Below are 24,703 nucleotides of genomic sequence, written 5' to 3'. Positions count from 1 at the left end.
ATTATGCGTAATCATAAATACAGCAAGCAGCCATACCTTTGTACAAACTAAAAAAACCTAAAAGGTTGCTAGACCATTTAGGTTCCATATTATTCTTTATTAGCAACAGGAGTCCGGGTTTAGCTTCTTAAACACCTCAAAGCTCCGGGCCGCACATTCAGAAATCGGGATGGGATGGAATCCATTGATTTCTGCATACAGGATATCATTTAATGGTGCAGTCCAGGAGCTAGGGACTGCCTCTGCTCCCAGCATAGCCCCCATAATAGAGCCGACTGTGGCCCCGTTGCAATCTGTATCCCAGCCACCCAGAACCGCTGTGGTTATGGCTTTTTCGAAGTTCCCTTGGCCGAAGATCAGCGAAGCCGCCACCAAAGCCGCATTATTGTTGGTATGAACCGGATTATAGTGCTTGAAGGCTTCCCATATCCGGTCAACCAACTCCACTTGATTCTTCGTGCTACGTGCAATCGCAACAGCTTCCCTAACATCCTTCGCCAATCTGCTGGTAGCAGGAATCTCGCTTAAGCCAATTTCGACGATCCGCTCGGGATCACGTTCCGAGAATGCAGCAGCAATCATGGCGGCTACGAACATTTCTCCATATATGCCGTTCTTTACATGAGAGAAAGAAGCATCACGCCATGCCAGTTCAGCCGCTAGCTCCGGTTTCCCGGCTGCACCATAGGCTAATCCGTCTGCCCGGATCTGGGCGCCGATCCATTCGCGATAAGGATTCAGATAGGTACGGACCCAAGCCTTCTGCTCTTCCCAGTCTGAATTCCGGGCATTCCCTTCATTTTTCAATAAATTGTTAAGATGTGATGTTACCTGTGCAAAGTTTAAATACGCCTGCGTTTCAGCTGTACATACCTGAGAATAAGACAAAACCCTATGCCATAAGAGACCCACATCCCAAGAATCCCATTCCAGCCCTTTTTCTTCCAGCATAATGAGGCCAAGAACTGTATACCGGATATCATCGTCGCTCTCCATGTAGCAGATGTTCTCACGCAGGCTCTTAGGGGAGACATTAGCAATGTTCAGGCCAACTTCCTTTTGTGCACGGGATTGTGCAGGTACGTAAGTCGTTATAGGCCATGCGTCTGCACCTTGGAACCAAAGTTGAACATTCTTCCAGCCTGGATTGCCGAAGCTTCCGCCCATATATTCCCACTGCTCAAGGGGTTTGCCAAGTGCACAGCCAACACTCCGTCCAAGCCACGCTCCATAAAATTTGTCCCGCCAGACTGGCTCGGAATGTTGCGGCTGAAGCACTCTCGGCCCTTCTGGACGCTTTTTACGGATTTCATCCAATTCAGATGGCTCGGCAAACGGGAAATCAGGTCTAATCGGAAGCCTCATCAATTGCTCATATATTGCCATCAATTGCTCCCGATCATTGCCTGCCGCCTCAATCTTTTCAATAAAGCCCTCTGTATTGCAGCCCTCATCTCTGCGCTGAATAACCTCTTCTTTCACCAATCGCTGTAAGCTATCCCATCCTGCCATGATCCGCACCCCAAACTTTGTATTTTATATTCATTATAGAACCCGTTTGGAGGAGAGGCTTCTCAATAACTATAGGGAAATTCTCAAATATTGCGAAATGTTTGATATTGCTGCCGGTATTCACTTGGAGAAAGCCCAATAATTGACCCAAATAAACGGTAGAACGTCGATACGCTTTGAAACCCACTTGAGAAGCATACTTTGGTGACATCCAGGCTTGTATTCACGAGTAAACGCTTCGCCTCGTTGAGTCGGACCTGCAGGAGGCAATCCTTGAAATGGCGCCCGGTTGCTTCTAGAAATACATGGCTTGCACGTGAGGGGCTGACTCCCAGATATTTAGCAACCTCCTGAAGGGTTAGAGCTTCCGTGTAATGTTCCTTAATGTAATCCATCAGTTTCCGGTACTCCCTGATCGTACGTGTCAGCTTCTGCCAATCCTTCTGTTGCAGTGGGATCGAGCGATTCCGAAGCAGGAGGGTACATATATGCAGGAGGGTTGCTTTTACCATGCTGGAGTACCCCTCCTGTTTATCGACAAGCTCGGATCGGACCCGTTCGATGAGTTGTCTCAATTCAATGGCAAGGGGTTCGCTATGTGGAATTCGGTTCTGATAGAGTCCGTTAGAATAACAAAAAGGAATCAGCAGCCTCTCGTCCTCTGTAAGTAACAACCCTGGATCGAAATTCAGAAAGATATATGTACTTGGGTCCTCTTCATCAGACCAGGCAATATGCAGCTCCGAATGGTTAACTATGAATACATCCCCAACCTGAACAGGGTACGTGTTTTCTCCGAAATGAAACCATCCCTTTCCCGAAATACAACAGCCGATCTCTAGACTGGAATGGTAATGCAGGGGCTGCATGAATGTGTTCGGTGACCAAGCAAAAGCATTAACGGGTATTTCATGCTCATACTGTATGTTTAATTGCTCTCCGTCGCTCATACATTCACCTCCTATCGTCTAATATTCCTTTGGCTTGCCCGATTCTCCGGTCTCCTCTTTCCTTTTCCCTGCGCTCAAGCTCATATAGCGGGCAAAAGACGCCCACAGACATCACCGGATATCCGGATAGGCTTTTTTGCCAGTCCTCTCTTGTAAAGGCGTCATGGATCACATGATCCACGATAAGATTAACCCCGGTATCCGCGAAGATCGCAATCGTCCGTTGAAAATCATGCTTAATTCCTCCGGCAATTAATTGCTTTTCTTAGCGATAATATGTGTAAATATGGCTATATCCCTGTATGGACTGTGATTGCCGAGTTCAAGCTCCAGCCGCATAGTCTGGTTATGCCATTCTTCAGTCTGCTTAAGCTCATTGTCAGCGATATATCCGTACAGATTATGTATTCCAAAATGACCTTCAATCTCATAACCCGCTTCGTTGAGCCATTCCACTAACTGAGAGTAAGGATATACTGTGATATCCGTTTGAATAATTCCGCTATACTCCCGGCTGCTGCCTATACTTGTAAGCGCATCTTCAGAATCTTTATGAAGAATAGCCTTTTTCATTACCTTCGCCACCGGATTATGAGCAATCAGTGACAAGTAGCCATTTGTGGCTTGGCAGTTGCTGATCTGCTGGATAAAAGGCTGTGGGTCCTCCGTATATTCAAGAATGTTATGGCAAAAGATCCAATCGTATTTCCCCAAACTCCCGGATGCCTCTTCAAAAGAATGCTCCAAATAAGACACTTCCGGTCCAGCCTTTTTGGCGAGCTCGATCATCTCATGGGCAGGCTCTACCGCAGTTACCCGATGCCCTTTCCTGCTGTACTCATTACTGGAAATACCGAAGCCGCAGCCGATGTCCAATATAGCCTGTGCTTGCCCACCTAAGAACCGGTCTATTTGATCCCAAGCCGTCTGATAAAATAATCGGCCCCAAGGCATTTGCGTATAATGCCAATAGGAATCCAATGCCGCTGCAAAAGCACCCGCCTTACTCATCATTTATCCCTCTTTTCAACTTAGATTATGTTACTTAACATCAGGTGTTGTGGATCAAGTCTCCAACAGTATTCACTGGTCACTTGGCATCGTTGCTGTCCTATTATTATCGAAGCTCCAGGCAATGACAGTAGCACTGTCACGGCCTTTTTGCTGATGCACCTCCATTAGCGCAGCACCGACACACTCCTTCATATCCCTTGCCGAATAGAAAGCATCAAACAGCTTTTGCGGATTTGCATAGGACTGTGCGCCATATTCCAGAAGACCGTCAGTCGTCATGACGAGCACTTGATGTCCTTCTCTCAGCTCTCTGACTCCGGTTGAATAGCAGGGAACAGGCTGGGCAAAGGTGTTGGCATACCCGATCCATTCATAATAATTCCGCTGGTTCAATAAGAATTGTCCCCGGGCAGCGAGGTCCGGATGAAGCAGGTAGAGTGAGTTGTCACCGATAGACAGCCACCATATGTAATTCTCTTTACGGGCGCAGATCAGGCATGCCGTTTCACCGGTCACTTCCCTGCATCTGTTAATGAAGGCTTCCGAGGTAAAGAGGGATAATAGATACTCCTGTAAAGCATCAAAAGCGTGTGATATGGGCTGTGATAGATGTCCGTTAATTTCACTGGCTGCACTGTCCATGGTGCTAACCAGCAGCTCTGCACTTTCTGCCGTTTTATGGGCATCCAGCAGCATAACGAACTCCCAGCTTCCGTCCGGGTCAAGCAATACAAAGAGGCCGTCTTCGTTTTTGTCCGCACCTGCTGCAGTATTTCCGCCATAACAGCCGATAGCCATATTACCAAAATTCATGATCGCTGGATCGTCAAGGTACATTGCGTGACTGCCCACCCAGCTGAACTTAATCTTATCCCGTTCCATTTTCGCCTCTATCTCCTATCTGTTCACTCTAATACCGCTCTACAATGGACCAGACAATCTTCTTATCGAAACAACAATGGAAATAACAGTAAGAGCCCAAACTGCTTTAAGTTTCCTTTTTCTACTACTACCACTCCGTTTATTCATATACCCGCACGCTTTCTTCATGTTATATTTGTCATATCTATGCTGTATTCCGCCGGGAGGACTGAAGTGCAAATGCTGTGGTCTTTGTTCATCGCGATTCTATTATCGTTTTCGTTCAGGATTGTTCAAAGAGTAGTTGGGCTTATCTATAAGCAGCATCTACGGTTCTCTGTCTATTATTGGGGAATTATGGTTATCATTGCAAGCTTATTAATAAAAAACACTTATGTCTACAGCTTCCCGAAGAATCTTTCTACGGTGCTGCCTTTGTTCTTTATCATTCTGATTGTCAATTGCCTCATCTCGAGATCCTCCGGCTATTCTCCCGCAGGCAGGTTTGACCGGTTCAACTTCGTGATTATCTATCCCGTGCTCGAAGAGATTGCCTTCCGGGGGCTGGCTCAGCCTGTTCTCACCCGTCATCATAGCCTCGGCCAAATTCATCATACGCCTGTAATCGAACTCAGCTTCGCTGTCGTCATCACAGCTGCGCTGTTTGCAGTCTCCCATTTGCAATATTATAAGCTGAACAGCCAGAGCATCAGATTTATGATATTCGCATTTGCCGGCGGGCTGTTCTTTGGGCTAATCACCCAGATGACTGAGTCTATAATGCTCACTATTCCACTGCACATCGCTTTTAACGGTTCGGCGGCCTTTTATGCGTATTTGATCGCCAAGAAACAATCCAACTCTATGTATAGCTGATCCCTGATGCCCAGTTTCGCTCTTCATCTATTCCTATGTATACAAAAAAAAAAGCCCCCGACCCTAAACTACAGAGCCAGTGCCTCTTCCGTGATCCGTTTGATATCGATGGAGGACAGTGTTTCCTCATTGACCATATCCGGCAAAATCTCAGCCAGGAAATATTCCACGCATTTCAGGTCTATGTTCTTGATCTTGATCAGGGCATTGCGGTACATAACCACAAACTCCTTTTCCGTATTACCTCTTTGCAGTTCGGCGAATGCCTCGTAGACCTGATCCATCTTGTCGGCTACCTCCAGAATCAGCCCCTCCAGCGATTCATCCTTGCCTTCACGCAATTGATGAAAGAAGATGCTTTTGAAATCCTCGGGAATATGCTCTTCAATGAAATTGTGAACCATACCTTCCTCCACCTGCTGGATTAAAGAACGCAGCTGCAGCGAGGAATGTTTGACCGGTGTTTTGATATCGCCGATAAAAATTTCACCGTAATCGTGGCTGCTCGTAATCTCGTATAGCTTCTTCCAGTCAATAACCGCACCATGCTTTTCTTCGATATCTGCCAAGGTTTTGGCGTACTGCACGACCTTCCAGGAATGGGCTGCTACACTATGCTCCTCGAATTTGAATTTCCCCGGACAGCGGATGATCCGTTCCAGTTCGTTCAGAGAGCGGAAATATTTATGAATACCCATGGGGCCAGTCCTCCCTTATCTTCAGGAATAGAGATAATAACAGTATAGGTCCCCATTGTTAAATGCGGATAAAGCAGTTGACGTCTTATGTTAAAAGAGAGAAAGGCGTTCTCCCGGCACAACATATTACAAATGGTAGAAGGCCTTCCGTTCCCCGTTGTACTCGTTCATCCCCGCCTTACTGCGGAACCTTTCCCCGCCTCAGGTCTGGACTCAAAAACAGTCTTCAGGCCGTTTTGCCGAACTTCATATAGCCTTACAATAAGTACATAGACACCGGATATTAATAAAGATTCATTCTGGTAAATCCCAATGGAGAGGACGCGATTCAACCATGACAAATTTATTCCGTTCCGAAAGAGACAAGAAGCTTACCGGCTTATGCGGAGGATTGGCCCGTACACTGAACATTGACGCCACACTTATTAGACTGCTTGTTGCGGTCACTGCCGTCTTCAGCTTCGGCACCGTTGCTCTCATTTATATAGTGGCCAGCCTCATTGTCCCTAAAGAGCCTATTACCAGCTTCACGGATGACTACCATTCTTTTTAATCAATTTAAATAAAAGCATACAAACTATTAAATTCATCCAAACCTAAAGGAGAAATGAACATGAGTATATTCCAAAGAATCACCACCCTGACGAAGGCAGCAATCCACGAAGGTCTGAATAAACTGGAGGATCCAATCCTGCTGACTGGACAATATTTGCGGGAACTCGATGATAAAATTGCAGGCACTGAAAATAAACAACGCGAATTCACGGCAGCTGCCAATGTGCTGGAGCGTCGCATCTCCGAATATCAAATCCTTGCGGAACGCAGTGAAGCGGATGCGGTCAAAGCGATGAGCGAAGGGAATGAGCCTGCAGCCAGAGCCGCAGTAATGGCTAAGCTGCGCTACCTGGAAAGCGAAGCAGAATGCACGTCAGGTCTGGAAGAAACACGGCAGACTCTGGCTGCCCTGGAAGTCAGCATCCAAAGTGCCAAAGCAGAGCATGAGCGCCTAAAAGCCAAAAGAACCGAGCTGGCTGCCCGTGCGCGCAAAGCGGAGGAACTGGCGAGACAGCAGGCTCAGAACAGCGGTCACCCCGCTTATCCCGGAACCCGGGGCCACGTTATCAACGCCGGTACGGCATCACGCGGTTTCGAACGGATGGAAGACAAAATCAGCGAGTGGGAAGCACATGCGGAAACCTCCGCATTCCATTCTGCTGAGGCAGCTGATTCCCCGGTTAACAGTGCAGTAGAAGCCGAGCTGGAACGGCTCCGCAGCAAAAAAACGGACAGCAGCAAGTAACTAAAATACACAAAAAGGATACTTCCCTTTCAAGGGAGAGTATCCTTTTTTTAAACTGCAGCTGATCTTTTCCTCAAATTCGCCCTGCGGGCTCCGTAGACTTGGAATAACGATTCTCTGGTACCGGTATACCGAGATTTCCGCGCAGTGTATCGCTTTCGTATTCATTACGGAACAGTCCCCGTTCCTGCAAAATCGGCACCACCCGGTCCACGAATTCCTCCAGGCCGCTCGGTACAGCGGCAGCTATCATAAAGCCGTCTGCCCCACCGGACTCAAACCAGTGCTGGATTTGATCCGCCACCTGCTCCGGTGTGCCAATAAAGCTGCTGCGCGGGGTAGCGGATTGCAGAGCGACCTGGCGCAGTGTCAAGCCTTGCTCTTTGGCATTCTTCTTGATTTTGTCCGTTCCGCTCTGGAAGCTGTTTCGCCCCAAATCGCCAAGCTCCGGAAACGGCTCATCCAGCGGATACTGCGAGAAATCATGATGCTCAAAGAATCTGCCCAGATAATTCAGCGCGTTCTCAATCGTCACGAGGCCGGCAACCTCCTGGTATTTGCGCTCGGCTTCCTCCGGGGTATCGCCAATGATAGGCGCAATGCCCGGGAAGATCAGCACCTCATCAGGATTCCGGCCGAACGAAGCAATCCGGGCCTTCACATCCCGGTAGAATGCCTGCGCTTCCTCCAGCGTGTCATGTCCGGTAAAGATGGCATCGGCCTCTTTCGAGGCGTAATTCTTGCCGACCTCTGAAGAACCTGCCTGGAACACAACCGGCTGTCCCTGCTTCGAGCGGGCAATATTCAGCGGTCCTTTTACAGAGAAGAATTCTCCTTGATGATCCAGCGTGTGCATCTTGTCCGGATCAAAAAAGACGCCGCTCTCCTTATCGCGTAAAAACGCGTCATCCTCCCAGGAATCCCATAATCCGCGCGCCACCTCCAAATATTCCGCGGCGATGCGGTAGCGTTTGCCATGGTCAGGATGCTCTTTCTTGCTGTAATTCAGAGCGGAGCCTTCCAGCGGAGAAGTTACAACATTCCAGCCTGCCCGTCCGCCGCTGATCACATCCAGAGATCCGAACTGGCGGGCCACGGTAAAGGGCTCACTGTAGGAGGTGGACAAGGTGCCTACCAGGCCTATTTTGCTGCTGACGGCAGCCAAGGCGCTGAGAATGGTCAATGGCTCGAACCGGTTCAGGAAATGGGGAATGGATTTCTCATTAATATATAAACCGTCCGCTATAAAGATCAGGTCCAGCTTGCCTTCCTCGGCCTTTTGCACCCACTTCCTGTAGAGCTCAAAGTTCACACTCGCATCCGGCTGGGCTTCTCGATGACGCCACATCGAGGTGCTTCCTCCTACCCCGTGCAGCAGCGCCCCCAGTTTCAGTTGTCTTGGCTTGGTCATATCCATTCCTCCTCTTAATTATTGAATATAAGAAGCTGCGCCAGCACTCTGCTTGATACGTTCGATCTGGCCTAGGTGGGTCTGTACATGTGCGGTAAACAAACGTACGATGTCCGTAATCCTGACCGTTTCCCCTTTGAAGTTAAAGCCGCTTTTCTCCCAGTCTTCCGGGTTGAGCCGTCCGAGGAGTAGGCTGTTGTAGTGAAGCAGGCTGCGGAACAACTCCAGGCTGTCGGCGGCATTCCCGCTGTTGGCATACTGGCCGCTGACCCAGGCATCCTGATTAAAGACCGGCAGCTGCACTTCGGTACCCGCCAGAATATCGCGGATGCGGAATGAAACCACTATGCTGTGATCGGCCAGATGAGCCAGCACCTCGGTTACACTCCAGCTGGCCGGCCCGGCCTTCCATTTTAATTGCTCCTCCGTCAAATCCTCCAGTGCCTGAACCAGCTGCTCATGCGTATTCAAATAATCCCTGATTTGCACATTGCCCATTAGATCCCCTCCAAAAGTTGTCCGGCTTGCGATTGACCCGGTGTCTCAAAGCGTGCTAACGAAAACGGACGGATATTGTGGCGGGTCTGTCCGTCTGCCGCTAAGTCAGCCAGGATTTCCCCGACAACGCTGGAAAATTTGAAGCCATGCCCCGAGAACCCGCCGGCCAGAAGCACATTCGTATGACGAGGATGACGGTCGATAATAAAGTCCTCATCCGGTGTATGCTCATATTTGCAGACTGCCCCCTTCAGCAGCCGTCCGGCTGCGCCGGGCATATACGCCTCCAGGACACGGCGGAGATCCCCTTCGTCACTCTCTTCAGTGCCGAAAGGGGCCAGCTTCTGACCCGGCTTCCATTCCAAGCCCGTGTCATGCCGCCCGATCTTCAGGCCGGCTCCGCCAATACTGGGAAAGCCGTAATATCCGCCTTCCTCGGTGCCCAGTGTAAATCCGGGGAAGTTTCCGCTGTCAAAAGCCGGCGCACTCTGAAACCAGCCGACAACCTTGCGGATCGCCTTAATCGGCAGTGTGATGAATGGCGACAGCGCGCCAAACCAGGCTCCGGCACTCAGAATGGCCGCCCCTCCATGAACATCTCCGTTCTTCGTGTGGACCGTGACACTTCCTTCGCGCGCAGTCACATGAAGTACTGCCGTATTCGTCAGCAGCTCTGCACCATGAGCCAATGCCAGTTGCCGGTAAGCGGCGATGCATCTCTCACTGTAGAGATATCCGGCATCCGGCTCATACATGGCTTCGAACAAATCCGGGAGGTTCAAGGCAGGCCACCTCCGGCGGATTTCCTGCGCATCCAGCTGCTCTACTCGTACCTTCTGCTTCCCGGCTTCCGCCAGCTGGCCGCGGAAAGAATATACTGCGCTGTCTGCCAGATTCAGGACTCCCGAAGGCACAAGCAGCTCGGTTCCGCTTTGCTGCTCCGCTTCTTTCCACAGCACATGGGCACGCAGGGCCAAGTCAGTATAGGTGGGGTCACCGCTGTAGGCATGCCTGATCAACCGCGGCTCTCCGTGATGGCTTCCTTCCGTATGCGGCGGATCGAAGGCATCGATCAGCAATGTCTTGATCCCCCGCCGGGCGAGATGATAACCGGCACTCATGCCCATAGAACCCGCCCCGACGATAATCACGTCATAAACAGAGTGGTTCGTTATGTCACTGCACCTCCCTCCGAAGAGAACTGTTCCAAATAACGTACAGCCAGATTGCTGAAAAATGCGGCGCCTACCGGAAGTGCACGTTCATCGAGATTGAAGGAAGGATGATGCCATTCCCGGCTTCCGGCAGTGCCCATAAAGACGAACAATCCGGGAACCACCCGCTGATAAAAGGCGAAATCTTCGCCAGCCGGTGAAGGCACCGGCTTCACGGAGGTGTAGCCGAGCTCCTCTGCTGTCTGCTCTCCAAGCCGTGCAAGCGCGGCATCATTGACTACCGGCGGCGGGCCTTCGATCCAGCGAACAGCCGCTTCTGCTCCTAAAGCAGCGGCTACACCGGTCGCCACCTGGCTGAATCGCTCAAGCACCTCACCGCGCACCTGTTCATTGAAGGTGCGAATCGTACCTTCCAGCACTGCTGACTCCGGGATAATATTCCATGAGTTCCCGCTGTGAAGTTGCGTCACACTGATTACTGCGCTGTGCAATGCGCTGACATTGCGGCTGACGATAGACTGGAGTGCAGTCACCACATGTGAAGCTGTCACGATAGGGTCGACTCCGGCTTCCGGCACAGCAGCATGTGATCCTGCTCCTTTAATCTCAACCACAAAACCATCCGCAGCAGCCATCAACGGGCCGCTTGTAATGCCGATGGTTCCGACCGCCAGATCCGGCTTATTGTGCATTCCAATCACTGCACGGACATCTTTCAGCACCCCGCTGGCTATCAGCTGCTGCGCACCCTTCGCCTTCTCCTCCGCAGGCTGGAACAGCAGGCGTACGGTTCCCTTCAATTCCTTCTCCCGTTGTTTAAGCTGATAAGCAGCGCCGATCAGTGCCGCAGTATGAAAATCATGACCGCAGGCGTGCATTTTACCGGGATATTGTGAGGCATAGGATAATCCGGTTTCTTCCTGAATCGGCAAGGCATCAATATCGGCACGCAGGGCGATTACCGGACCCTCCTGCAGTCCGCCAATCTCCGCGACAACGCCGGTCTTCAGCCCATAATCCAGGGTAGTTACTCCGGCCTGCTCCAGCAGGACTGTAATATATTTCGTGGTTTCATACTCTTCGTTGGACAGCTCCGGGTAACGGTGCAAATGACGCCGGATCCCGGTAATGATTTCATAGAACGCCTCCGCGCTGGGCTCGACGGTTTTGCTTGTCATGAAAGCCCTCCTTCCCTTCGATAATGTTTATCGGACTTAGCTCCTTCTTGTCAGGCCTCCGCAGGCACTTCGGCCAGTGCTTCATGCAGCAGTTCAAAGGAACGGACCCGCTTATCGAAGGGCTGCACATTGGTCGTGACGATAAACTCGTCGATGCCTGATGCTGAGGACAACGCCAGCAATTGTTGCCGCACGCTGGCTTTTGTCCCCTTTGTAATTTCCGGCTCCCGCTCTTCTATGGTGTAATCTTCCGTACTCTGCCGGGTAAATTCCTCCGCCTGCTCCCGGGTAGCAACCGTCAGTGTCTTGCCGCTGGCCAGATTAATCCGGATCAGCTTATGCGCTCCGGCCAGTTCTTTGGCCTCCTCCTCGGTTTCGGCAGCCAGGATAGACAGCGCAATAATTGCCCGGGGTTCTTTTCCCGGCGAAGTCTCGAAGTTGTTGCGGTAAGTCTCGATCGCTTCCAACGCTATCGCCTGATCCCCATTGATGAATAAAGAGAATACGTACGGCAACCCCAGTCCGGCAGCGATTTCCGCACTGGCTACACTCGCGCCAAGCACATAAATTTCGGGAGGTGTCCCTGGAATCGGGCCTGCTTTCAGCCCCGCCAGCGGATGGTCTTCCTCCAGCCGGTTATGTACATATTTTTCGAGTTCGATAATCTTGTCCGTCAGGCTGGAGGGTTCAAAGCTACCCTGCTGCAATGCCTGTGTGCTCCTTGGCAGCCCCCCGGGAGCACGGCCAACCCCCAGATCCACCCGGCCCGGTGCAAGCGAAGCCAGCACGTTAAAGTTCTCCGCTACCTTATAAGGGCTGTAATGCTGAAGCATAATGCCGCCGGAGCCTATGCGGATGCGTTCTGTCTTGGCGAGCAGATGAGAAATCAACACCTCCGGGGATGAACCCGCTACCTGCCCGGAGTCATGATGCTCCGACACCCAGAAACGGCGGAATCCCAGCTGCTCGGATAATTGTGCCAGCTTAATCGTATGCAAGAAGGCTTCTTCCGGCGTTTCCCCCGGATAAATTGGACTTTGGTCGAGGACGCTTATTGTAATCGCCATATTTTGGCCTCCTAAATGGAATAGTTCAGTTCCGGTGTAATCCGCTTCAGGAACTGCTTCGTTCTTTCTTCGCGCGGATGATTAAATAACTCTGTCGGTGTCCCTTCCTCAACAATCACACCGCCGTCCATGAACACGACGTGATTAGCGACATCGCGGGCAAAACCCATTTCATGCGTCACGACAATCATTGTGATGCCTTCCTTGGCAATTTTGCGGATGACGGCCAGCACCTCGCCCACCAGCTCCGGGTCCAGCGCCGACGTAGGCTCGTCGAACAGAATCACTTCCGGCTCCAGCGCCAGGGCGCGGGCAATGCCTACCCGCTGCTGCTGCCCGCCTGACAGCTGGCTTGGATACGCGTCCAGCTTGGCTCCAAGCCCCACCTTCTCCAGCAAAGCGATACTCCGTTTTTTCGCTTCCTCCTTCGGAAGCTTTTTGACGATAAGCAGCCCTTCCATCACATTTTCCAGCGCAGTTTTATGCCGGAAAAGATTATACTGCTGGAAGACCATCGCCGTTTTTTGCCGCAGCTGATGAATCTCTTTTTTGCGTGCATGCCTGCAGTTCACTTTGAAATCGCCGATGGCAATCTCCCCGTCACTGGGCTTCTCCAGGTAGTTCACGCAGCGCAGTAGGGTAGTTTTGCCTGAGCCGCTGGGGCCGAGAATGACAACAACCTCGCCTTTGGTGACGGTTAAATCAATATTATTCAGCACCTGATTCCGGCCAAACGACTTCGAAATACGCTCCAGCTTGATCATGCCACTCCACCTCGATTGTAAAGATTGATCCGTTTCTCGATCAGGGACGTCAGCCGCTCGATCAGGAACGTAAGCCCCCAGAAGATCAGCGCCGCCGCCAGGTACGCCTCAAAGAACTTCCAGTTCGTCGAAGCCACAATCTGCGCCTTGGCGTTGATATCCACAACGGAAACGGTAAAAGCAAGCGTTGACCCATGCAGCATACCAATAACGGAATTGGACAGATTGGGCAGACTTGCCGCCAGCGCCTGGGGAAAGACAATCCGCCGCAAGGCCTGAGGGGTGGTCATACCTATGGAATGTGCAGCTTCAAGCTGGCCCCGGTCCACGGCAAGCAGACCGGAACGGACGACCTCGGACATATAAGCACCCGCTGTAATTGAGAACGAAATATAGGCAAAACCGATCATCGGAACCGACACCGACCTGAACCCCCAGCCAAAGTGGGCGGCCAGTCCGTCAATAAGGACAGGAAGTCCAAAATAAATCAGCAGCAGATGCGTCAGCATCGGAGTGCCCCGGATAAAAGTCACATATCCAACCGCCAGCGGATACAGGACAGGCACTCTGTAAATCCGGATCAATGCGACACAAATGCCGATAAGAAAGCCCACTGACACGGAGACAACTGTAATATATAAGGTGGTAGGAATGGCGCTCAAGATTTGCAGGAACGCCGTCCAGATAAATGATGGGTCCAGTTTCATTATCCTGCGCCTCCTTTACCCGATCCCATTTCCGCAATAATGCGCCGGTAGGACCAATTTTTGTGGACTCTAAACGATTTTTTCTCAGGGGTGCTCCGCTTCTCATGCCGCAGCAGCCGGTGCTCCGCTACAAGCAGCAGCTTCTCAATCGAATAGCTGATGACCAGATAGATCAGGGCAAGGGCAATGTAGGTTTCGATAAAATGCTGTGTCAAACTGCCAAGCGTCTGTGCTTTGCCCGTCATTTCCATCACACCGAGCGTGAAGGCCAGCGATGTATCTTTCAGCAGCGCAATCACCAGATTGGAGAATACCGGAATCGCGATGCCAAGCGCCTGTGGCAATACGATCCGCGTAAAAGCCTGGAACCCTGTCATTCCCGTAGCATAGGCAGCCTCCACCTGCCCCTTATCCACCGCCATCACAGAAGCCCGGATCATTTCGGACATGTATGCCCCCGTATGCAGGCCGTAGGTTAGAATCACAAAGACAAGCACCGGCGTCCGGGTCATATCCACATGAACCAGTTTTAGAATTTCAGGCAGCCCGTAATAGAACAGGAAGAGCTGGATCAGAATCGGCGTTCCCCGGAAAAAAGAAATATAGATTTCGGAGCAGGTTTTCAGCACCGGCACTTTGTACAGGCGGGGCAGAGCCACGAGAAAACCGACTATAATTCCTGCCAGCAGCGAGCAGGCGACAATCAGCAGTGTGGTGTTTAACGTCCCCAGCAGCTTAGGCAAAAATGAAAATACATAGCTGATATCAAATGGTTCGCCCATAAACTCCCTCCCTTCCCACACTCACAGGCTTAATCATTGAACCGAATTCGCTGTAACATCCGCACCCAGCCATTCCGTGCTCAGCTTGCCAAGTGTACCGTCTGTCTTAAGCTCCTTGATCGCACCGTCAATCGCATCCGACAGCTTCTGCGAATCAGCATCATCCTTGCGCAGCACATAAAGAATGTCTGCCGACGAAAGCTCGTCGCCCGTTGCCTTCAGCTGGCTCTGCGGATCAATAATCGGAAGGACAAAATCGGCAGCCAGCGTGGCGTCTACACGGCCGGAGCTGATCTGGGCAGCTGTATCGTTAGCCGTACCGTTTTGGTACACGATATTAATCGCATTGTCATGCTCTTTATTGTAGTTCTCAAGAATTTGCGCCTGTGCACTGGTTGCACCCGTCAGCACCTTTTTACCTTTCAGATCATCCAGCGAATGGATCGACTCATTGTCCTTAGCCACCACAATGCGGTTTCTCCAGTGGGCGTAAGCTTCTTTGTTAAAAGAATACTTCAGCTCGCGCTCCGGATTTTTTTCCATAACATGGGCGACCAGGTCGATTTTTTTGGTTTCCAGACTCAGCAGCAGGTTGCTGAAATCCATCGTCTGCAGTTCGAATTCATATTCCGGCAGGCGATTGTCAATTTCTTTAATCAGCTCCACATCAAACCCGGTCAGCTTGCCGTTCTCGTCGATGTAGCAGACTTTTGGAAAACCTGTGCCTGTGCCCACGATGATCTTCGTTACCTTAGCCGGCTCTGCCGAAGCATTACCCTCTTTCGCATTAGCAGGCGCTGCAGCTTCTGCCACATTCCCGCTCTTGCTGCTGTCCGTGTTGTTGCCGCCAGCACTGTTGCTGTTATTTCCGCAGCCGGCAATCGCCAGCGTGAGTATTGATGCAAATACCAGTGAGATTGACTTCTTCATGTTTCTATCCCCTTTGAATGAAATGTGGTTTGTTTATAAGTGTCTTTTTCAGCAGATACATGATGCCGTCGCCATTTTGCGGATCAAGCTCCAGGAACCGTTCATAACCCCGCCGCTCATACATCAGAGCCAGCCAGGGATGTTTTTTCGCCGTTGCCAGAGTGACTTCAGGCGAGCCCAATTGTCCGAGAATAATATGCTCCTCTACCCAATCCAGCAGCTTTCCGCCGTAGCCCTTGTTACTGTATTCCGGACTCACGGCGAACCATTTGATAAAAGGTAGCGGGCTGAGCTTCTTCATCTCTTCTTCTTTCGACAAAGTGATTGTCGCAATAATCGTTCCGCTGACTTCAAGCACATAACATTCATTAGTTGAAATATTGTCTTCAATCAGCGCCAGATCGGCGTTTGCCGCCGGCCAATGCAGCCCCAGATCACGAATCAGCTGATAGGCACGATATGTAATATCCAGTAATTGCTCCGCATCCTTCTGTTCTGCCAACCGGTATACTTCACCCATCGTATGCCCTCCAACCTTTCGGATTTTAATTTTATAATCCCTATCGAATTAGTAGTGATTATGATTATGCAATTAACTTTATCACCGCAGGTATCCATGCGCTAATAGAGTTTTTTAATACATCTATACAAGAAGTCGATCTCCGGCTTTACCTATGCTAAGTTCCAGCAGGGTTTCGATAAACTCCGCATTTTCCCCATTCAGGGAAATCAGGCTGGTCCGCAGCGAAATCCCTTCCGTCTCCGCGACATCTACCCGGATCAGCGTCCCTGCCGCCACTTCCTCCTGCACACTGAGTGCCGGTAGAAAGCAAATCCCCGCTTGTTTCAGCACCAGCTTCTTGGCCGTCTCCAGGTTATCCACCTGATATTCAATATTCGGCGGCTGCTCCATACTCTCAAATACACGGTGCAGCCGCATCCAGTCCAAAGAGCCGCATTCAAAGAAAACCAGCGTCTCCTGACGGATATCCTGTATTGAGGCACGGCCTCCCTTGGCCAGGCGATGCTCCTTGTGCACATACAGCGAAATGGGGTCCTCGCAGAATGGAAAAGCTTGAATCGCCGGATTTACGACTTTACGGATAAAAGCCAGATCGAGCTCCTTCGACTTCAGCTTGCTGATCAGCACTTCCGTAGACGCTGTCGTCAGCTTGATCGTGATATGCGGATACCTGCGCTTCAGATGAAGCAGCAGATGGGGCATCAAATAATTGGACACCGAGACAGTGCTGCCGATTCTCAGCTCATTCGGAATATGTCCTTTCGATTGTATTTGATGCTTGCCGGTTTGATAGACCTGGAGAATCTGCTGGGCATAGGGGAGGAACTGCTTGCCTTTATCGGTGAGATTAATCTGCTTGCCCAGCCGGTCAAATACCCGGCAATCCAGCTCCCGTTCGAGCGATTGTATGCGGGCGGTAACAGTCGGCTGCGAGATATACAGGACTTCAGCCGCTTTATTGAAGCTTCCATAATGGTTGATGTACACAAAGGCCTCAATATTTTCAATGTTCACACCTAGCCCCCCCTTAGTCGGGTTTAATTTTACTATTCCGATGAATTAACAATGAATTATGGCGATACGTTCTTATAGATTTTGTATATATCTTATTCACGGCGTATTTTTTTGTCAACACATATTCCGTGTATTTCAGTCGGATTTCCATTAAATACTAGGTCTGCCCGTTTGACTAACGGTGTGGAAATATTCTCCTAAGGGGTAAGGAAGGAGGAGGTATTCATGCCTTCAACTAAAAACCGGATTACCCCGAAAAAAAGAATGTATTTCCATAGCGAACTGCGGCAATGTCCGCACTGCGGCACGAAATTGAAGCGGCACCATACTGCTTGTCATAAATACGTCAATACCCTGAACGGAATCTTCGATATCTGGAATATGGCATACGCCTGCCCGAATTTGGAGTGCCCGTATACGGGATCCTATTTTCGATCCGCCGAGGCCGATGCGCTCGTGATGAAACATACTTCTTACGGATTCGATGTTCTTGCCCTCGTCGGAGAGCTTCGGTTCAAGCAGCATTACACACTTTCCGAACTGCACGAGGAGCTCAATCGACGGGGAGTCGTTACTTCCAAGCGGAATTGTGAACGACTGTACGAGTGATATCTGACGCTACTTCGCGCATCGGTCACGGACCATCTCCGCGAAGTCTTGGCGGGGGTGGCGCGCCGTTTTGCTCGAAGATGGGCATCCACCGCTCGATCTTCCGGGGATTCGGGTATACTAAGAAGCCTTAGCGATTCAAGGTTCGCTTCAACGAAGCGCTAAAAAAGGGGGTTCGCCTACAGTGAGAAACTCCTGAAGTTGTTTGAAACATTGGATAGCTTCTGCTCCTCATACCACAAAGTAAAGCATTGGCTGAAGCCTCATCAAGATGCTGCCCATATTTTGAGTGCGCCCGCACCGCAAACCGCAGAATGCGTTCGTGTGCAAATGCAGTGGCTCCGCACCGAAATGAGACGGTCCTATACCCGAAAAGAAGATACCGAAATGGTCGAGAATTTTGAGCGATATAGCACCGGATTTTGGCAAGGATTGTTTGCGTGTTACGATACGCCGTACCTACCAAGGACAAATAATGACCATGAACAACAGTGTCTCGAAAACCGTGTTTGTTTGTTAATTGGGCAGACCTAGAAAAAAAACAACAGGGCAATTTTATCGCCTGTTGTTTTTTTATATAGACAAATGCAGGAGGTATACAAAGTTACTAATAGATGACGTAGAAGGTTGATCCAGTTGAATTATTAGAACTAATTAAATTTAATTCAATCTTGTAGTAACCATATAGTTTAGTTATTAAGGATTCCTTATTGTTCAATTGTCCTAAGTAAGTTCGGTTATTATATTGATCAATAGCATGTACAGTGCAAATATCTCCAAATTGACCATTTAACACGACTTTTATTTGCCCATTCATGTAAATAGGTACGGTTTGCTGTCCAACCTGTGCCCATTCTGTTCCTTGTAAAGTAACATTGCCTAAGGGTTGCGTTTCTTGTGACAGCAACGTGTTGTTTGTAACAGCTTCTTCAGCGAAAATTGCACTTGTAGGTGCTAGAACCATCATTAGAGTAGCAAAACTAGATACTGTTATTTTTTTTATATGATTCAACGTAAACATCTCCTTTAGATATATATATTGAATTAAATAATTTAGCCATCATTAGTATGTGTTTTTTTTCACGAGTAATATAAAAAAATATTATCGTTTAACTGAAATCAAACTTTCATTTAAACTAATTCCGAGAAAAAACTTAAATACCAAAAAAAATTAAAGTAAGTTAGATGCTACTAAACTTTATTTTTCATGGCACACGCTCCTTTGGGAAACATGAGTTATATTACAATTAAACACTAGCATATATTGCAATAAAATTCAATATTATTCCACTTAATTTAGAATGGTAAGCGTTATGTCAGAGTGCTAGTAAATGATGTTGAGCAACATGTTAAGCGTAATGGAAATCTTATAAAGATTGGAATTCAATCAGGGAAAGGTCGCCGAGTTTGTACCGGGCTTCGAAATCCAGCTTCCCTCCCCGTGCAAGTTTGGATTGAGCTTTTTTAGATATTCTACCTGTGCTTTCAAATAGGCATTTTCCTCTTCGGCACTGCTAAAGATAATCTGGATTTCGCTTTTAATGCCAAACTTCTCCATGATCCGGCTGTACGCCCAACCTTCTCCCACTCGCAGACGAACAGCTTCTTTCTTCGTGTCCTCACTGTATCGATTAAATGTTTGACCTTTCTTTGCTCGCATAGTAAAGATCCCCTCCGGTTTTTAGATGTTGAGATCATTCTAACATGATCTAACATGATCTCTTTTTTCACTTTCTACCTTGAGGGGATAATACCACATGGATTGCCGGGGAGCGCCCTTTTTTCGTTCCGCCTGGTTTAAACCAGGCGGATTGGATGTAGCCACTATTAAAGGGATCGGTCTGCTAAATGGTTATACTCCGGAATGAACAGCTTATGATGAAGTACATAGAAAAGGCCCGATTTTGGTTCCTTCAGCTTGAAGTTAAAAACCCTGAAATCATCTTCTGCCATTTCATACGAGAATGAGCAGCCGGAGTTGAGAAAGCCTGACAAGTATACGACATGCTCTTGTTAATAATATGAGCCGGATTGCTTATCATGTTGTATCTGAATCGTTAGGCAGGCTTATTACGCTCCATCTGATAAATTCATGGCTGGCTTTCTTATATTGATTGCAGAGGAAAGGAGGGGTTGAAATGAAGAGAACCAAATCGATTGTTTTCAAAATGTGGACAGGCGTGAAGTCTGCTGGTCGTCATGTTTGGGAGTATATGAAATCCAAAGAGGGACGTCAGACGTTAATTCAAATTGTCCTTATTGCTATCAGGTATGTCTTAGGTCAGTAATTCAAAAGCGTTCAGGTGGTGTATCCCGCTTGGACGTTTTTTTGTTTGACTAAAGTATATTGATCCGGAATGGAAAGAAAGCAGAGGTCTAAGAACGGTGGGGCTGATGCTACCGGCTCTAAGGCGGCAAGAGCGCCTGACCAAGATACGTCACCGCCGAATGACGGGGCTGCGCAGTTGGAATCGCTACATCTGGCGAAATGGAGAATTTGTTGTTTGGGTCGAGGATGCCTTGAAACAAGAGAATCTCTTGAATCGGCTGAGCTGTGTGGAATGTGAGTGTTACCTTCGCGAACGTAAGGGATGGGAATCCCGACTACTCGAAGGTAACAAACGCCTTCGCTTCCGCCGAGACCCTAACCGTTATTTACAGTGTCTCGAAAACCGTGTTTGTTTGTTAATTGGGCAGACCTAGTTAAATAAATCACAAAGATAGATAGAACTTTTCTATTCATTTATCAGAAATGTTAAATTCCTCTTATGTTTATGCGATTTGTCAGTTATAATAAACGTCACTCGACTGATCTTTCCACCTGACTTAAGTAAGGGAGGTATTTCGTGAACATGTCAAAAGAGATCATTATTCGTGACGCTGCAGAAAGTGAGCGCGAAGCAATTGCCGAAGTGCTGCTGTCCGCATACAGCCAATATTCTGCCGGCATGCCTGAGCCGCAGTGGGAAGCGTACCGGAATTCAATCCTTGATTCCGTACACGGTGATGCCCCGTTCGCGCGCATCATCGCTGAAACCAGCCAGCAGATTGTCGGCAGCGCACTGTTGTTCACCTCCTCGGAAACGGCTTACGGCAAGCCGGAGCTTGGCATCCACTCCCCTGTACTGCGCCTGCTTGCCGTCTCCCCTGACGTACGCGGCCGCGGCGTTGCTGCACTCCTGATTCGGGAAGCCGCCCGGAGGTCCCGTGAGTTGGGCGCCTCCACCCTGAACCTGCACACCTCGGATATGATGGTCTCGGCGATCAGGCTCTACGAACGGCTGGGCTTCAAACGGCATTTCGAGACCGATATTATAAACGGGAATACTCTGGTTAAAGGTTTCCGGCTGGATCTGCAATCCTTCCCCGGTGCTCAGAGGGAACAACCCCTAACCACAAGAATAGGCTAGCCCATGGGCCAGCCTATTCTTGCAAAAATGTTGAACTTCCCCTTACGTCGTGAGAATCCGTTTGTCCTTGGCCGCCTTCAGCCAGTGCGGAAATTCATTGAGCAGCCTGTCGTACAGCTCGTCATCCGATACTCCTTCAATCCGGTCCAAGTGAACAAAGTCCGCATTGTCCACGACTCTGCCGGTCATGTTGTCCAATCCTTCCAGCACTTCGAAATCCGAATTGCCGATCCCGACAAACTGCCAGAATATCGGCTGGACAGCTGCCTTCATAATCACCTTTTTGGTTAATTTCAAGACGCCTCCGTCATTGATAAATATGATGAATACCGGAGTAGAATCCTTATCTTCTTTGGTATACTTGCGGATCACATCCTCCATCACCGGAGGTTCATTGTTCCGCCCGAATTTATGAATCGAAGGATTTTTTAGAATATGTCTTTGTACATATTGTTCAAAGTCCCGTTCCGTAACCGGGGGCAGCCGGCTGAATTCGTTATCGTACACCCAGACATCCAGCGAGCCATTGTCGTCAAATTTGCAGGCAACGGCCAGTATCCGTTCTACGACCTCCTGCACGATGCCGCGGGTATACAGATCTCTCATCGAGCCGCTGATATCCAGCACAACCCCAACCCGGGCCGTTACTCCGGTCAACTGCTTCTTTTCGAGTGTGAACTGAACTATTTTTTTGCGCAGATCAATGGTAGACAGGACAGAATTCTTTACAGGTTCCGGTGGAGCGGACAGCTCGGCTGGTGCTGGCGGCAGTGTGGGTGAAGGCGGTTCAAGCGGTGCCAGCACTTCAGCTGCAGCAGCAACCTCCGCAGAACCTGCCTCTTCCACTTCAAGTCCGAAATTGACGCATAGAGCAGCCAAGCCTCCATTAAAACCGCTGCCGATGGCGTTAAATTTCCACTCCCCGTTATGGCGGTATAATTCTCCTGCTACGATCGCTGTCTCATCGGATAAATCAGAGCCATACTCAAAACGGAGCAGTTCCTCGCCGCTCTGACGATCCTGGAGCTTCAGATAAAGGCCGGATACATCTTTCATACGGTGATTCAGCTGTTCGCCTTCATAGATAGTCAATGTCAAGGCGATCCGGGCAACCTGCTGCGGCAGACGGGACAATGAAACCGAGAGACTTTCTTTATCTCCCTGCTTCAAGACTGTGTGTGTTACGGCTCCATCCTGTGATACCGGATTTCCATAGAAAATAAAGTCCTCATCACGTTCGCAGCGTCCCCGCTCCGACAACAGAAAAGCAGCGGCATCTATCCCCATCTCTTGATTAGCGGTTGACCATCCGAAGGATAACGTAAGCTCATATACGTTTTTCCCTTTAGTTACATCTACCTTTTGACCCTTTAGCAGCTGCAGCATAACCTCATCTCCTCATTCCTCGATGTACTCTTCCAATTTTTCATATATAAGGAGTATCATACTCACAAGATTTTGTAAAATTGCTAGATTGTATTTACCCCCTCACTACTTTAGTATTAGTGATATACCTGATAGATAAGGGGCTTTACCAAATGAACTTTACAGCAATTGACTTTGAGACGGCGAATTCCAGCCGCTCCAGCGCCTGCTCCCTGGGTCTTGTCCAGGTTAGAGAAGGCGTTATTACAGCCGAGCATGTCTGGCTGATTGACCCGCGCCAGCGGTTTGACGGGATGAATATTGCTATTCACGGGATCACGCCGTCAATGGTCCAGGGGCAGCCTACTTTTGCTGAGCTGTGGCCATTGCTCGAACCGCTGCTGCAAGGCGAAATCGTTGTGGCGCATAATGCCGCCTTCGATATGAGCGTGCTGCGTTATTGTCTGGATGCCTCAGGGACCAGCTACCCGAATTTTCAATATATGTGCACCTATCTGCTGGGAAAAAAAATGCTCCAGGAGTTGCCTTCCCATAAATTGAATGTAATCTCACAGCATTTCGGCATCCGTCTGAAGCATCATGACGCACTTGATGATGCCCGGGCTGCGGCTATCATCTTATTGAAGCTGATGGAACAGCAGCAGCAATTCGAACCGCTGCTGCTCGCGGACAGTCAAGGCTATAAAGCCGGAACGATGTATTCGGGCGGATATACTCCTTTTAAATCACCACCCAAAAAAGCAGCAAAGAAACCCGGCAAAAAACGGGTTCCGCTGCTCCCGGCAGCACCTTTTGAGCAGCGCTTCTGAGACAGCCCGGCAACCCGCTGTGGATCAAAATAAAGAGCAGGTCTTCTCCGTTACTCGAGAAGACCTGCTCCTTGCTTTTTTTTGACGACTCTAGATTTTCGACCGGTAAACCGCCTTGTTCTCCAGTCCGCGGATAAACGGTGTCCATTCTTCGGTTTCCGGGGTCGTATCCAGCGCATCCTCCACCATCTGCAGCTTGGCATCCATCGCATCGATATGATGCAGCGCCACCGCTTCCGCCGTTTGCGGCTGAACGGGGCTTCCCCATTCGCCCAGATTATGATGGGATAAGACCAAATGCTGCAGCGCGATAACCTTTTCCGAATCCAGAGTAAAACCTAAACGAATCGCGGCCTCGGTAATCCAGTTCGACGCCATCGAGATATGGCCGATCAGCTTTCCCTGCACACTGTAATCCGACACAATGCCAAACTGGGAAATCATCTCCTCCGGCTTGGCGATATCATGCAGAATGATCCCCGCCTTCATCAGATCAGGGTTCAGGAACGGACGCTGTTTGCAGAGAAAATCACCAATCTCCAGCATCCGCACCATATGATAGGCAAGTCCGGCAAAATAAGCATGGTGATAGGTCTTGGCTGCGGGATAATGCATCAGCTTCTCTTCCACCTTGCCGACACAGAAGGAGACGATTGCGGAAATCTCCTGATCGGCAATGCTGCTCATCACCCCTTTAATCGTATGGATAAGATCAACGGGACGGATTGGCGCAGACCGGATAAAATCAGTGAGCGATACACCGTCCGTCTCATTGGCCAGTCTGATCTTGCTAATCTTGACCTGCAGCTTCTCACGGTAGGTATGCGCTATGCCCCGCACCTTCACCAGAGCCATGGGGAAAAAGGTTTCTTTATCAGTTGTGCTGACATCCCAAAATTTAGCTGTTATCTGACCGCTTGAATCACCGAGTACAATATCAAAATAATCCTTTGGAGGAGTACCGTTTGTCTGTTTGAGCGTCAGCTCCCGTAACAGATAGAACCCGACAAATTCGTCCTGCGGAGATAGCTGTTTAATTAGTGTCATGTTGGAGCCTCCCATTACTAGCAGGTATTATATCCTGCTGTGTATATTAAACTTTTGACATTCACCTTCGAAATCCCTTTAAATTACTATACGATAACGATTCATAATTATGCCGGGGCCTGTACCAAGCCGCTCAATAGCCTTTGCTTACAGCAGAAAAAGAGGCTATCCAAAGCCATTTT

26 protein-coding genes and 2 pseudogenes are annotated in these 24,703 nt (G+C 49.4%); 7 read left to right on the top strand and 21 right to left on the bottom strand.

The genetic code is table 11. The features are described from left to right. Positions 1 to 99: 99 nt before the first annotated feature. The 4 genes from NST07_RS07405 to NST07_RS07390 form a co-directional block, all read right to left on the bottom strand. On the bottom strand, positions 100 to 1,512 hold the full coding sequence (locus NST07_RS07405; RefSeq protein WP_341377666.1) for an ADP-ribosylglycohydrolase family protein: 1,413 nt from the start codon (positions 1,510 to 1,512) through the stop codon (positions 100 to 102). A gap of 83 nt (positions 1,513 to 1,595) precedes the next feature. Further along, positions 1,596 to 2,462 (bottom strand): AraC family transcriptional regulator, encoded by an 867-nt coding sequence (locus NST07_RS07400; protein ID WP_342481299.1) that lies wholly within the window; start codon positions 2,460 to 2,462, stop codon positions 1,596 to 1,598. Between the two features lie 252 nt (positions 2,463 to 2,714). Beyond that, positions 2,715 to 3,473 (bottom strand): methyltransferase domain-containing protein, encoded by a 759-nt coding sequence (locus NST07_RS07395; RefSeq protein ID WP_342481298.1) that lies wholly within the window; start codon positions 3,471 to 3,473, stop codon positions 2,715 to 2,717. Between the two features lie 72 nt (positions 3,474 to 3,545). After that, positions 3,546 to 4,358, bottom strand: a complete 813-nt coding sequence (locus NST07_RS07390) for a protein phosphatase 2C domain-containing protein (protein ID WP_342481297.1) — start codon at positions 4,356 to 4,358, stop codon at positions 3,546 to 3,548. Between the two features lie 219 nt (positions 4,359 to 4,577). Here NST07_RS07390 and NST07_RS07385 point away from each other — a divergent pair, with 219 nt between their 5' ends. Beyond that, positions 4,578 to 5,213 (top strand): CPBP family intramembrane glutamic endopeptidase, encoded by a 636-nt coding sequence (locus NST07_RS07385; protein ID WP_342481929.1) that lies wholly within the window; start codon positions 4,578 to 4,580, stop codon positions 5,211 to 5,213. Between the two features lie 68 nt (positions 5,214 to 5,281). Here the strand turns inward: NST07_RS07385 and NST07_RS07380 are convergent, their stop codons facing one another. Then, on the bottom strand, positions 5,282 to 5,911 hold the full coding sequence (locus NST07_RS07380; protein WP_038587382.1) for a YfbR-like 5'-deoxynucleotidase: 630 nt from the start codon (positions 5,909 to 5,911) through the stop codon (positions 5,282 to 5,284). Positions 5,912 to 6,245: 334 nt separating this feature from the next. Here NST07_RS07380 and NST07_RS07375 point away from each other — a divergent pair, with 334 nt between their 5' ends. Together NST07_RS07375 and NST07_RS07370 are read left to right on the top strand one after the other, a co-directional pair. After that, entirely contained in the window at positions 6,246 to 6,464 is a 219-nt protein-coding gene (locus NST07_RS07375) for a PspC domain-containing protein (RefSeq protein WP_341090819.1), read from the top strand. A gap of 60 nt (positions 6,465 to 6,524) precedes the next feature. Then, positions 6,525 to 7,211, top strand: a complete 687-nt coding sequence (locus NST07_RS07370; protein ID WP_342481296.1) for a PspA/IM30 family protein — start codon at positions 6,525 to 6,527, stop codon at positions 7,209 to 7,211. A 73-nt stretch (positions 7,212 to 7,284) separates the two neighbouring features. Here the strand turns inward: NST07_RS07370 and NST07_RS07365 are convergent, their stop codons facing one another. The 11 genes from NST07_RS07365 to NST07_RS07315 all read right to left on the bottom strand — a co-directional run bounded on the left by NST07_RS07365 (position 7,285) and on the right by NST07_RS07315 (position 17,260). After that, positions 7,285 to 8,622 carry an LLM class flavin-dependent oxidoreductase gene (locus NST07_RS07365; RefSeq protein ID WP_342481295.1) on the bottom strand — a complete coding sequence of 446 codons (1,338 nt, stop codon included), beginning with the start codon at positions 8,620 to 8,622 and terminating at the stop codon, positions 7,285 to 7,287. 18 nt (positions 8,623 to 8,640) lie between these two features. Further along, positions 8,641 to 9,120 carry a DinB family protein gene (locus NST07_RS07360; protein WP_341090816.1) on the bottom strand — a complete coding sequence of 160 codons (480 nt, stop codon included), beginning with the start codon at positions 9,118 to 9,120 and terminating at the stop codon, positions 8,641 to 8,643. After that, positions 9,120 to 10,271 carry an N-methyl-L-tryptophan oxidase gene (solA, locus tag NST07_RS07355; RefSeq protein WP_341090815.1) on the bottom strand — a complete coding sequence of 384 codons (1,152 nt, stop codon included), beginning with the start codon at positions 10,269 to 10,271 and terminating at the stop codon, positions 9,120 to 9,122. The genes NST07_RS07360 and solA overlap by 1 nt, the downstream gene beginning before the upstream one ends. Before the next feature lie 20 nt (positions 10,272 to 10,291). Next, positions 10,292 to 11,473 carry an amidohydrolase gene (locus tag NST07_RS07350; RefSeq protein ID WP_341090814.1) on the bottom strand — a complete coding sequence of 394 codons (1,182 nt, stop codon included), beginning with the start codon at positions 11,471 to 11,473 and terminating at the stop codon, positions 10,292 to 10,294. 50 nt (positions 11,474 to 11,523) lie between these two features. Then, on the bottom strand, positions 11,524 to 12,540 hold the full coding sequence (locus tag NST07_RS07345; protein ID WP_341090813.1) for an LLM class flavin-dependent oxidoreductase: 1,017 nt from the start codon (positions 12,538 to 12,540) through the stop codon (positions 11,524 to 11,526). Between the two features lie 11 nt (positions 12,541 to 12,551). Continuing rightward, positions 12,552 to 13,304: an amino acid ABC transporter ATP-binding protein gene (locus NST07_RS07340; protein WP_076114529.1), complete on the bottom strand. Its 753-nt coding sequence runs from the start codon at positions 13,302 to 13,304 to the stop codon at positions 12,552 to 12,554. After that, on the bottom strand, positions 13,301 to 14,011 hold the full coding sequence (locus tag NST07_RS07335) for an amino acid ABC transporter permease (RefSeq protein ID WP_038587370.1): 711 nt from the start codon (positions 14,009 to 14,011) through the stop codon (positions 13,301 to 13,303). Before NST07_RS07335 ends, NST07_RS07340 begins: the two co-directional genes overlap by 4 nt. Next, the gene (locus NST07_RS07330; RefSeq protein WP_341090811.1) at positions 14,011 to 14,793 is read right to left on the bottom strand and encodes an amino acid ABC transporter permease; all 783 of its coding nucleotides are present in this window, start codon (positions 14,791 to 14,793) and stop codon (positions 14,011 to 14,013) included. Before NST07_RS07330 ends, NST07_RS07335 begins: the two co-directional genes overlap by 1 nt. Before the next feature lie 33 nt (positions 14,794 to 14,826). Then, complete coding sequence (locus NST07_RS07325; protein WP_341090810.1) at positions 14,827 to 15,723, bottom strand: transporter substrate-binding domain-containing protein; 897 nt, start codon at positions 15,721 to 15,723, stop codon at positions 14,827 to 14,829. 4 nt (positions 15,724 to 15,727) lie between these two features. After that, entirely contained in the window at positions 15,728 to 16,243 is a 516-nt protein-coding gene (locus NST07_RS07320; RefSeq protein ID WP_342481294.1) for a GNAT family N-acetyltransferase, read from the bottom strand. Positions 16,244 to 16,366: 123 nt separating this feature from the next. After that, positions 16,367 to 17,260: a LysR family transcriptional regulator gene (locus NST07_RS07315; RefSeq protein WP_341090807.1), complete on the bottom strand. Its 894-nt coding sequence runs from the start codon at positions 17,258 to 17,260 to the stop codon at positions 16,367 to 16,369. Positions 17,261 to 17,485: 225 nt separating this feature from the next. Here NST07_RS07315 and NST07_RS07310 point away from each other — a divergent pair, with 225 nt between their 5' ends. After that, positions 17,486 to 17,869, top strand: a complete 384-nt coding sequence (locus NST07_RS07310; protein WP_342481293.1) for a hypothetical protein — start codon at positions 17,486 to 17,488, stop codon at positions 17,867 to 17,869. 607 nt (positions 17,870 to 18,476) lie between these two features. Here the strand turns inward: NST07_RS07310 and NST07_RS07305 are convergent. After that, positions 18,477 to 18,881 carry a hypothetical protein gene (locus tag NST07_RS07305; protein WP_341090805.1) on the bottom strand — a complete coding sequence of 135 codons (405 nt, stop codon included), beginning with the start codon at positions 18,879 to 18,881 and terminating at the stop codon, positions 18,477 to 18,479. Between the two features lie 447 nt (positions 18,882 to 19,328). Next, positions 19,329 to 19,529, bottom strand: a pseudogene (locus NST07_RS07300) (IS3 family transposase); the annotation flags it as partial. A gap of 478 nt (positions 19,530 to 20,007) precedes the next feature. Here NST07_RS07300 and NST07_RS07295 point away from each other — a divergent pair. Beyond that, complete coding sequence (locus NST07_RS07295) at positions 20,008 to 20,157, top strand: hypothetical protein (RefSeq protein WP_341090804.1); 150 nt, start codon at positions 20,008 to 20,010, stop codon at positions 20,155 to 20,157. 558 nt (positions 20,158 to 20,715) lie between these two features. Beyond that, positions 20,716 to 21,279 carry a GNAT family N-acetyltransferase gene (locus NST07_RS07290; RefSeq protein WP_342481292.1) on the top strand — a complete coding sequence of 188 codons (564 nt, stop codon included), beginning with the start codon at positions 20,716 to 20,718 and terminating at the stop codon, positions 21,277 to 21,279. A 42-nt stretch (positions 21,280 to 21,321) separates the two neighbouring features. Here NST07_RS07290 and NST07_RS07285 read toward each other — a convergent pair whose 3' ends face one another. Both NST07_RS07285 and NST07_RS07280 read right to left on the bottom strand, forming a co-directional pair. Next, positions 21,322 to 21,993, bottom strand: coding sequence for a VWA domain-containing protein (locus NST07_RS07285; RefSeq protein WP_341097583.1), 672 nt, complete (start codon positions 21,991 to 21,993; stop codon positions 21,322 to 21,324). A 153-nt stretch (positions 21,994 to 22,146) separates the two neighbouring features. Further along, positions 22,147 to 22,665, bottom strand: a pseudogene (locus NST07_RS07280) (TerD family protein); the annotation flags it as partial. Between the two features lie 152 nt (positions 22,666 to 22,817). Here NST07_RS07280 and NST07_RS07275 point away from each other — a divergent pair. Continuing rightward, on the top strand, positions 22,818 to 23,474 hold the full coding sequence (locus tag NST07_RS07275) for a 3'-5' exonuclease (RefSeq protein ID WP_341090802.1): 657 nt from the start codon (positions 22,818 to 22,820) through the stop codon (positions 23,472 to 23,474). Positions 23,475 to 23,564: 90 nt separating this feature from the next. Here NST07_RS07275 and NST07_RS07270 read toward each other — a convergent pair whose 3' ends face one another. Next, on the bottom strand, positions 23,565 to 24,521 hold the full coding sequence (locus NST07_RS07270) for an HD domain-containing protein (protein WP_341090801.1): 957 nt from the start codon (positions 24,519 to 24,521) through the stop codon (positions 23,565 to 23,567). Between the last annotated feature and the right edge of the window lie 182 nt (positions 24,522 to 24,703).

This window comes from Paenibacillus sp. FSL L8-0340 (assembly GCF_038593145.1).
Classification (GTDB): domain Bacteria; phylum Bacillota; class Bacilli; order Paenibacillales; family Paenibacillaceae; genus Paenibacillus_AQ.
Note: the sequence above shows the minus strand (reverse complement) of the source record. Positions and strands in the feature narration are given on the sequence as shown.